The sequence below is a fragment of the Spongiactinospora gelatinilytica genome (genome assembly GCF_003236385.1).
Classification (GTDB): domain Bacteria; phylum Actinomycetota; class Actinomycetes; order Streptosporangiales; family Streptosporangiaceae; genus Spongiactinospora; species Spongiactinospora gelatinilytica.
In genome coordinates this window covers 1-6,755 of sequence record NZ_POUA01000403.1, presented here as the reverse complement: position 1 = coordinate 6,755, position 6,755 = coordinate 1, and the positions used below count along the sequence as shown (strand labels likewise).

Annotated in this window: 11 protein-coding genes and 1 pseudogene; 8 read left to right on the top strand and 4 right to left on the bottom strand. The window is 71.4% G+C overall.

Translation table 11 applies throughout. The annotated features are described in order from the left end of the window. Positions 1–146 precede the first annotated feature (146 nt). A complete protein-coding gene (locus tag C1I98_RS33025; RefSeq protein ID WP_111171266.1) occupies positions 147–656 on the top strand; it encodes a flavin reductase family protein in 510 nt (169 codons plus the stop codon). Positions 657–676: 20 nt separating this feature from the next. Continuing rightward, on the top strand, positions 677–1,636 hold the full coding sequence (locus tag C1I98_RS33020) for a Gfo/Idh/MocA family protein (protein ID WP_111171265.1): 960 nt from the start codon (positions 677–679) through the stop codon (positions 1,634–1,636). On the opposite strand, the gene C1I98_RS33015 is transcribed toward C1I98_RS33020, so the two are convergent. Continuing rightward, positions 1,590–2,324, bottom strand: coding sequence for an SDR family NAD(P)-dependent oxidoreductase (locus tag C1I98_RS33015; RefSeq protein WP_111171267.1), 735 nt, complete (start codon positions 2,322–2,324; stop codon positions 1,590–1,592). The genes C1I98_RS33020 and C1I98_RS33015 overlap by 47 nt on opposite strands. Before the next feature lie 93 nt (positions 2,325–2,417). Here C1I98_RS33015 and C1I98_RS33010 point away from each other — a divergent pair, with 93 nt between their 5' ends. Beyond that, on the top strand, positions 2,418–2,930 hold the full coding sequence (locus C1I98_RS33010) for a MarR family winged helix-turn-helix transcriptional regulator (protein ID WP_111171264.1): 513 nt from the start codon (positions 2,418–2,420) through the stop codon (positions 2,928–2,930). Here the strand turns inward: C1I98_RS33010 and C1I98_RS33005 are convergent. Continuing rightward, positions 2,911–3,324 (bottom strand): pyridoxamine 5'-phosphate oxidase family protein, encoded by a 414-nt coding sequence (locus tag C1I98_RS33005; RefSeq protein ID WP_111171263.1) that lies wholly within the window; start codon positions 3,322–3,324, stop codon positions 2,911–2,913. The genes C1I98_RS33010 and C1I98_RS33005 overlap by 20 nt on opposite strands. A 57-nt stretch (positions 3,325–3,381) precedes the next feature. Between C1I98_RS33005 and C1I98_RS33000 the strand changes: the two genes are divergently transcribed. From C1I98_RS33000 to C1I98_RS32990, 3 genes are all read left to right on the top strand, one after another. Beyond that, entirely contained in the window at positions 3,382–3,765 is a 384-nt protein-coding gene (locus C1I98_RS33000; RefSeq protein ID WP_111171262.1) for a VOC family protein, read from the top strand. An 84-nt stretch (positions 3,766–3,849) separates the two neighbouring features. Next, the gene (locus C1I98_RS32995) at positions 3,850–4,017 is read left to right on the top strand and encodes a SigE family RNA polymerase sigma factor (protein WP_199537390.1); all 168 of its coding nucleotides are present in this window, start codon (positions 3,850–3,852) and stop codon (positions 4,015–4,017) included. Between the two features lie 8 nt (positions 4,018–4,025). After that, positions 4,026–4,352: a beta/gamma crystallin domain-containing protein gene (locus tag C1I98_RS32990; protein WP_111171261.1), complete on the top strand. Its 327-nt coding sequence runs from the start codon at positions 4,026–4,028 to the stop codon at positions 4,350–4,352. 15 nt (positions 4,353–4,367) lie between these two features. On the opposite strand, the gene C1I98_RS43290 is transcribed toward C1I98_RS32990, so the two are convergent. Continuing rightward, complete coding sequence (locus C1I98_RS43290) at positions 4,368–5,666, bottom strand: FAD-dependent monooxygenase (RefSeq protein ID WP_267898095.1); 1,299 nt, start codon at positions 5,664–5,666, stop codon at positions 4,368–4,370. Between the two features lie 15 nt (positions 5,667–5,681). Continuing rightward, the gene (locus C1I98_RS42000) at positions 5,682–5,861 is read right to left on the bottom strand and encodes a hypothetical protein (RefSeq protein ID WP_233508394.1); all 180 of its coding nucleotides are present in this window, start codon (positions 5,859–5,861) and stop codon (positions 5,682–5,684) included. A gap of 61 nt (positions 5,862–5,922) precedes the next feature. Here C1I98_RS42000 and C1I98_RS32980 point away from each other — a divergent pair, with 61 nt between their 5' ends. Beyond that, positions 5,923–6,291 carry a DoxX family protein gene (locus C1I98_RS32980; RefSeq protein WP_158558280.1) on the top strand — a complete coding sequence of 123 codons (369 nt, stop codon included), beginning with the start codon at positions 5,923–5,925 and terminating at the stop codon, positions 6,289–6,291. Between the two features lie 221 nt (positions 6,292–6,512). Continuing rightward, a pseudogene (locus tag C1I98_RS32975) lies at positions 6,513–6,755 on the top strand (ergot alkaloid biosynthesis protein); the annotation flags it as partial.

Below are 6,755 nucleotides of genomic sequence, written 5' to 3'. Positions count from 1 at the left end.
CCCCGCCTCCGCCTCCGCCTCGCGTCCGATCCAGACGGCACCGCGTCCGATCCAGACGGCACCGCACGGTGGAACAGCCGTCCGGGCGGCCCGGCCGCGCCGAGCCGCCCTGATCGTTCTCATCCCCCGACACTCTGGAAGCCGACATGACCATAGACGTTGAGGAGTTCACCAGCGCGATGTCCCGGGTGCCCGGTCCTGTGACGGTGGCCACCACCATCGACCGGTCGGGACGCCGCTGGGGCTTCACCGCGAGTTCCTTCATCTCGCTTTCCTTATATCCCCCACTTGTCCTGATCTGTCTGGACAAACAGGCGAGCACGCACGCCGCGTTCGCCTCCGCCCGGCACTTCCTGATCAACATCCTGGCCCAGGAGCAGTCCGGTGTGGCGGTGCGCTTCGCCACCTCCGGCATCGACAGGTTCGCGGCCGGCGACACCGAGCCGGCCGAACTCGGCCTGCCCGGCATCTCCGAGGCCGCCGCGCGGGTGGCGTGTTCCATGCACCAACTGCTCGACGGCGGCGATCACAGCATCCTCGTCGGCCTGGTCGAGGAGGCGCATGTGAGCGATCAGGCCCCCCTGGTCTACTGCGACCGCGTCTTCGGCCGGCACACCGAGCTGAACGCGCCGGAAGCGATGGCCGAGGCCCGGTGACCTTCCCCGCACAACCGAAGATGAGCCTGCCCAGGACCCGCGTCGCGGTCCTGGGCACGGCCCATGTCCACCTTCCCGACCACATCGCCGCCGTGACCGCCGACGACGACGCCGAACTGGTCGCGGTCCAGGACCCGGCGGAGGCCGTACCGGACCAGGCCGACGCCGTGATCATCTGCTCACCCACGGCCGGGCACCGCGACCTGCTCCGCCAGGCCGTCGCCGCGGGGCTGCCCACGCTGGTGGAAAAGCCATTGGCCGCCGACGCCGCCGAGACGGCCGCGCTGGCGGCCCTGGCCTGCCGCGCGGCGGCGCCCGTCACCACCGCGATGTTCCTGCGCTGCGCGCCGTCGCTGCGCCGGGCCGCGCGGCTGCTGACGGACGGCGATCTCGGCGAGCCGGTCGCGGCGGACCTGTCCTTCTCGCACGCCGGGCTCCTGGACGGCACGCTGACCGGGGAGACCGCCGCCTGGATGCTGGATCCGCGCCTGGCCGGGGCCGGGGGCGCGTTCGCCGATCTCGGCGTTCACCTGGTGGACCTGCTGCGCTGGCTGCGTCCGGGGGCGGAGATCGCGGTGCGGGGTTCGGTACTGCGCCACCACCCCGATCACGCCGTGAACATCGGCGGGACGGCCCTGCTGGACTGGGACGGCGTGCCCGCCACCGTCCACGCCGACTGGACCACCCGCCCCGGCGGCCTGCTGGTCCGCCTGCACGGCACACGCGGAACGGTGACCGTGCGCGACGGCGAAGTGGCCGCGCACGTCGGCGGGGCATGGCGGGTGGAGCGCCTGGCCCCGCCGACGGCCGGGCACGCCACCACGGCCTTTCTGGCCGCGTTGCGCGGCCGGGAGTCGTGGCGGGCGCCCGATCCGGCGGACATGGTGACCTGCGCGGTGACGCTGGAGGAGGTACTTGAGCGGGCCGCCGATGTCAGCGCGGGTACGCGCCGCCGTCCAGGCCGATCACCTGGCTGGTGAGGTAGCCGTTGCCGAGCATGGCCATGGCGAGGTCGGCGACCTCCTCCGGGCGGCCGAACCGGCCGACCGGGAGCAGGCTGCGGTCGGCCGACGGGGGCAGCATGCGGGTGTCCTCGATCAGGGCCGGGGCCAGTACGTTCACCGTCACCCCGGCCGCCGCGACCCGGGATGCCAGGTGGTGCGCCAGCGCGTGCAGGCCCGCCTTGGCGGCGGCGTAGTGGGGGCCCACGATCCCGCCGGTGAAGGCGGCCAGCGACGAGGTGAACAGCACCCGCCCGAAGCCCCGCTCGACCATCCCCGGCAGCACCGCCTGGGCGAGCAGGAACGGCGCGCGCAGGTTGACCGCGAAGCTGCGGTCCCACATCGCAAGATCCACCTCGGCGTAGTGGCACGGCTCGCCGAGCCCCGCGTTGGGGATCAGGACGTCGATCGGCCCGAGCGCCCGGACGACCGTGTCGATCAGCGCGGCGGGCGCCGCGGGGTCGGCGAGGTCGGCCGGGACGGCGATGGCGTTCAGCCCCGCTTCCTTGGCCTCGTTCACCAGCGTGCCGGCCGCGTCCGCGTGGGTCGCGTACGCGAAAGCCGTGGTGACCCCCGCGGCGATGAGCCGGCGCCCGAGCGCCGTCCCGATCCCGCCGGAGGCCCCGGTCAGCAGAGCCACCCGCCCGGTCAACCCGGTATCCCGCATCTTCACTCCCTCGCCGGTTGACTGCGTCGAATTCGACGCAATGAGGGATGCTACGCATGTTTCCAATTCGACGCAATCGGTAAGCTGACCGCCATGAGCGGACCACCCCGGTTGACCGAGACCGAGACACGCGCCTGGACCGGGTTGCTGGAGACCTACGACCTGCTCCACCGCCTGGTCGAGACCCGGCTGCGCGAGGACGGCGGGGTCACCCAGGTCCAGTACGAGATCCTGCACCGGGTCCACGACCACCCGGCCGCCTCACTGTGCATCACCGAGCTGGCCACGATGATGGTCACCTCGCGCAGCGGGCTCAGCTACCAGATCGCTCAACTGGAGAAGGCGGGCCTGCTCCGCCGCGAGACCGACCCCGACGACGAGCGCAAGGTCCTGATGGGCCTGACCCCCGAGGGGCGCGACATCCTCGAACGCACGACCCCGGGGCACGTCGGCACGGTACGGGCGGGCCTGCTCGACGTGCTCACCGAGGAACAGGTGGGCCAGCTCGCCGACATCATGCAGACCACCGGAGCCCACCTCCGCAAGGTCGTCACCCTCCCCCCGCCGCGCAAGCCGAAGCCGTTGTTCAGGCGGCGAAGCGGGTGACCGCCTCCGGGTGGAGGACGATGCGCACCGCACCACTGGCGCGCCACTCGTCGAGGACCTTCTGGTAGCCCGGGTTGCTCATGTCCCAGTAGCGTTCGGCCAGGCGGGCGGCCAGCTCGATGCCGCCCTCGTCGTGGAGGGTGACCGAGCCCTCCACGGACACCCAGTATTCGCGCTCACCTGGGGGAGCGGCGACGACGACGGACGCACGGGGCCGCTCCCGGAGACGGTCGAGCTTCGGCGCCCCCAGTACCGAGAACATCTGTAGCTCGCCGTTGCCGGCCAACTCGAACCACACCGGGCGCGGCGCGGGCCAGCGCTCACCGTGCGGCGCGACGGTCAGGTAGGCGTACAGCGGCCGCGCGAGCAACGCGAGGTCATCATCACGGAACATGAGAACCACCTTATGTCTCACACCGCTCCGGCCCCGTTTCTTCGTACACTGACGGTCATGGCATGCCGTATCAGTGAGCTGGTCATCGACGCCGCCGACCCGGAACGGCTGGCCGCCTTCTGGAGCGAGGTCCTCGGCTACGTCGAACTCGGCCGGGAGGACGACGGAAGCATCGAGATCGGACCGCCCGGCGTCGGCTTCGGCGGCCCGCAGCCCACCCTCATCCTCAGCCCCAGCGACGACCCCCGGCCCGAGAAGCTCCGACTGCACATCGACGTCAACGCCACCGACCGCGACCAGGACGCCGAGCTGGAACGGCTGCTCGCGCTCGGCGCCAGGCGCGCCGACGTCGGCCAGAGCGGTACCGAGGGGTGGCACGTCCTGGCCGACCCGGAGGGCAACGAGTTCTGCCTGCTGCGCGCCCGGATCCAGCCCGTCTGACCACGTCCGAGAATCCCCGGCCAGGGTCGGCATAGATCGGCGTGCCGCCCGCGTCCTTGCCTGTGAACATCGCGAGGAGGACGGGTGGATCCAGGATTTGCGGCGGACTTCCGGCGGTTCATCGTCGATCGGTCAGGGGCGTTGTTCCGCACGGCGTACCTGCTGACCGGTGACCGGCACGCCGCCGAGGACCTGGTGCAGTCGGCCCTGGCCAAGACAGCAATGCCCTCGTCGCGGGCGCCGTCGCACTGACGGCCACCATGGCGCTGCCCTCCCCCGCGTACGCGATCGACAAGGTCGGCTGCGGGAAGCCCGTCAGGGATGACTTCCTGGTCATCCAGCACCAGGTGGGACCGAAGAAGCTGGACACCCACTGCTTCGCCAATCGCGGCTCGGTCAAGGTGGCCCTCCACGATGTCTGGTCCATCTCTTCCGGAAACAACAAGGTGGTCGTCGAGTACGTTGACGATCTTGGGCAGAGCACCAAGGGAATGATCCTGGACAAGTGGCAGGGCTGGGGATACCTGTGGAACAAGTCGCCCAACATCAACGGGAAGATTCACATCTCCAAGATCACCATCCTGTAGACAGGTCGATCCCGGTCAGGAACGGCCCGCGCACAGCGCCCTGAAGTACTCGTCAACGGGTGCGAAGTCGACCCTGTCCCCCCGGTAACCGACGTATTTGTCCGGCCGGATCAAATACAGGCTGGGCCGACGCACGCCGTACCGGTTGTGGGCGTCGCTTCGCAGGTCGGCGAAGATCCCGTCCGTCGGACCGGGCGGCAGGTGGCCGCGGGTGACCAGGTGGACCTCGCCGTGCCCGGCCATCGCCTCGCCTGCGGCGGCCTGCCAGCCGGCCAGGGTGTCCGGGTCGGTGGTGTCGGCGGCGAACACGATGAGGTGGTGCCCCGGCGCGCGCAGCAGACGCCGGAGCGCCACCGGGCCCCGGCGGTCTTCGAGGTAGGCGTCCCGTACCAGCTCACCGGCCTCCGGCCCGCTCCTGGCGACGTCGTTCCACGCCCTGGCCGGCGACTCGTGCCAGCGCTGGAACACCAGGCGGCTGTCACGGTAGTGGACGAGGTGTTCGCCGAAGGCGTTCGACAGCCGCTGCTGCACCGGGTTGAGCCTGCCGAACAGGCGCAGCGCGTGCCGCCTGGCCCTGCGGGCGACGAGCGTGCTGCCGGTGGCGACCCTGGTGGTGGTCGAGGTGGCGTCCACCACCGCCTTGACGATGGGCAGGCGTTCGGCCTGGTAGCTGTCCAGGAGGGCGTCACCGGCACGGCCGGTGACGACGAGCGCGAGCTTCCAGCCCAGGTTGTAGGCGTCCTGCATGCCGGTGTTCATGCCCTGGCCGCCCACCGGGCTGTGGCTGTGCGCGGCGTCGCCGGCCAGGAGTACGCGGTCGTGCCGCAGCCGCTCGGCCAGGCTCTCCCTGGCCACGAACGACGAACTCCATTGCAGGTCCGTGACCTCGGGGTTCAGTGGGGTGCGGGCGGCGACGTAGGCGGCGAAGTCGGCCAGCCCGGGGGACTTCGGCGGCCGGTCGTCCGGCGTACTGGCCAGGATGCGCCAGTAGCCGCCGGCCATCGGAAAGACGGCCACCAGGCCGGAGGCGTCGAAGTAGACGTGGAAGCGGTCCCGGGTGAGCGGCCAGTCCACGGCGACGTCGCCCAGGATGAAGCCTCGCTTCAGGTCGGCGCTCCTGCGCGCGATCCCGGCCGCCTCGCGCACGGTGCTGTGCGCGCCGTCGGCCCCGATCAGCCACCTGGTCTCGCGGTGTTCGGTACTTCCGTCCGGGTGCCGGAGTTCGGCGCTGACGCCGTGCTCGCCGGGCCGGTGGCCGGTCAGGCGGGTCTCCCACTCGATCGTGACGCCGAGTTCCGCGGCGCGCTCGCGCAGCAGCGCGACCGTCTGTCACTGCGGGATGCACAGGTCCAGCGGGAACGGGGAGTCCACGGCGGTCACGTCCATCTCGGCCAGGACCGTGGTGCCCTGGTAGAAGTTCAGGGTGTGCAGGGGGACGCCCCGCTCGATGGCGGCCTGGGCCAGGCCGAGATCGTCCAGCATCTCCAGCGACCTGGCCACGATCGACACCGCGCGGCTCTCCCGGTGGTCCGCGGAACGTTCGTTCTCTTTAGTTGGAGGAGTCGTCCCCATGTCGCTAGCCGCCAGCGTCCTGAGCGTCCTGGTCGCTCTCGTCTTCCTGCTCGCCGGCGCCCAGAAGGTCCTGCTGCGCCGCTCGGTGACGGCCAACCTGCTGCGACTCGGCGTAGGCCCGGCGCTGACCCGGCTGATCGGCGCCCTGGAGATCGCCGGCACGTTCGGGCTCGTGGCCGGTCTCTGGCTCCGGCCGCTCGCCATCGCCGCCGCCACCGGCCTCACGCTGCTGCTCATCGGCGCGGTGGGCTACCACCTGCGCGCCCGCGACTTCACGCACCGCCGCCACCGCTCCCACGCCGTGGCACCCGTACTGCTCGCCGCGCTCACCGCGACGACCACGGCATTGCTGCTCGCGACCTCCTGACCGAGGGCATGAGGCCGGCGTCCTGGAAAGGAACCCTGACCACCTGGCAACGAGCGGGCACCCGGCCGTCGTCGGCACGCCGACCGAGGGGTCTACCGGCAACGCGGGCGACGGCCGGGACGGGCACATCACCCGCGACGACAGCGCCGCCGTGGCGGCCGCCGTACTGGCCGAGGGCGGCTGCGAAGGCCAGCTCGCTGGAGGTCACCGGCCCGGAGACGGTGAGCGACGCCGACGTGGCCGACGCACTCGCCCAGGTCACCGGCCGCCCGGTCCGCCACGAGGAGGTCTCCGACGCCGACCTGGCCGCGATCCTGTCCGAACGCGGGCTGCCCGAAATGTACGTCCAGGGCTGGACGGGCCTGGGCACCTACAAGCGCGACGGCTGGTTCGACGTGACCACACACGCGGTCGAACGCCTCACCGGCCGCAAGCCCACCCCCATCGCCGACTACTTCGCCACC

Coding starts and splice junctions, on each gene's coding strand:
- C1I98_RS32980 (WP_158558280.1), top strand. CDS start 5,923: ATGTCGCTAGCCGCCAGCGTCCTGAGCGTCCTGGTCGCTCTCGTCTTC.
- C1I98_RS33000 (WP_111171262.1), top strand. CDS start 3,382: ATGGCATGCCGTATCAGTGAGCTGGTCATCGACGCCGCCGACCCGGAA.
- C1I98_RS33010 (WP_111171264.1), top strand. CDS start 2,418: ATGAGCGGACCACCCCGGTTGACCGAGACCGAGACACGCGCCTGGACC.
- C1I98_RS33020 (WP_111171265.1), top strand. CDS start 677: ATGAGCCTGCCCAGGACCCGCGTCGCGGTCCTGGGCACGGCCCATGTC.
- C1I98_RS33025 (WP_111171266.1), top strand. CDS start 147: ATGACCATAGACGTTGAGGAGTTCACCAGCGCGATGTCCCGGGTGCCC.
- C1I98_RS32990 (WP_111171261.1), top strand. CDS start 4,026: ATGGCGCTGCCCTCCCCCGCGTACGCGATCGACAAGGTCGGCTGCGGG.
- C1I98_RS33015 (WP_111171267.1), bottom strand. CDS start 2,324: ATGCGGGATACCGGGTTGACCGGGCGGGTGGCTCTGCTGACCGGGGCC.
- C1I98_RS33005 (WP_111171263.1), bottom strand. CDS start 3,324: ATGTTCCGTGATGATGACCTCGCGTTGCTCGCGCGGCCGCTGTACGCC.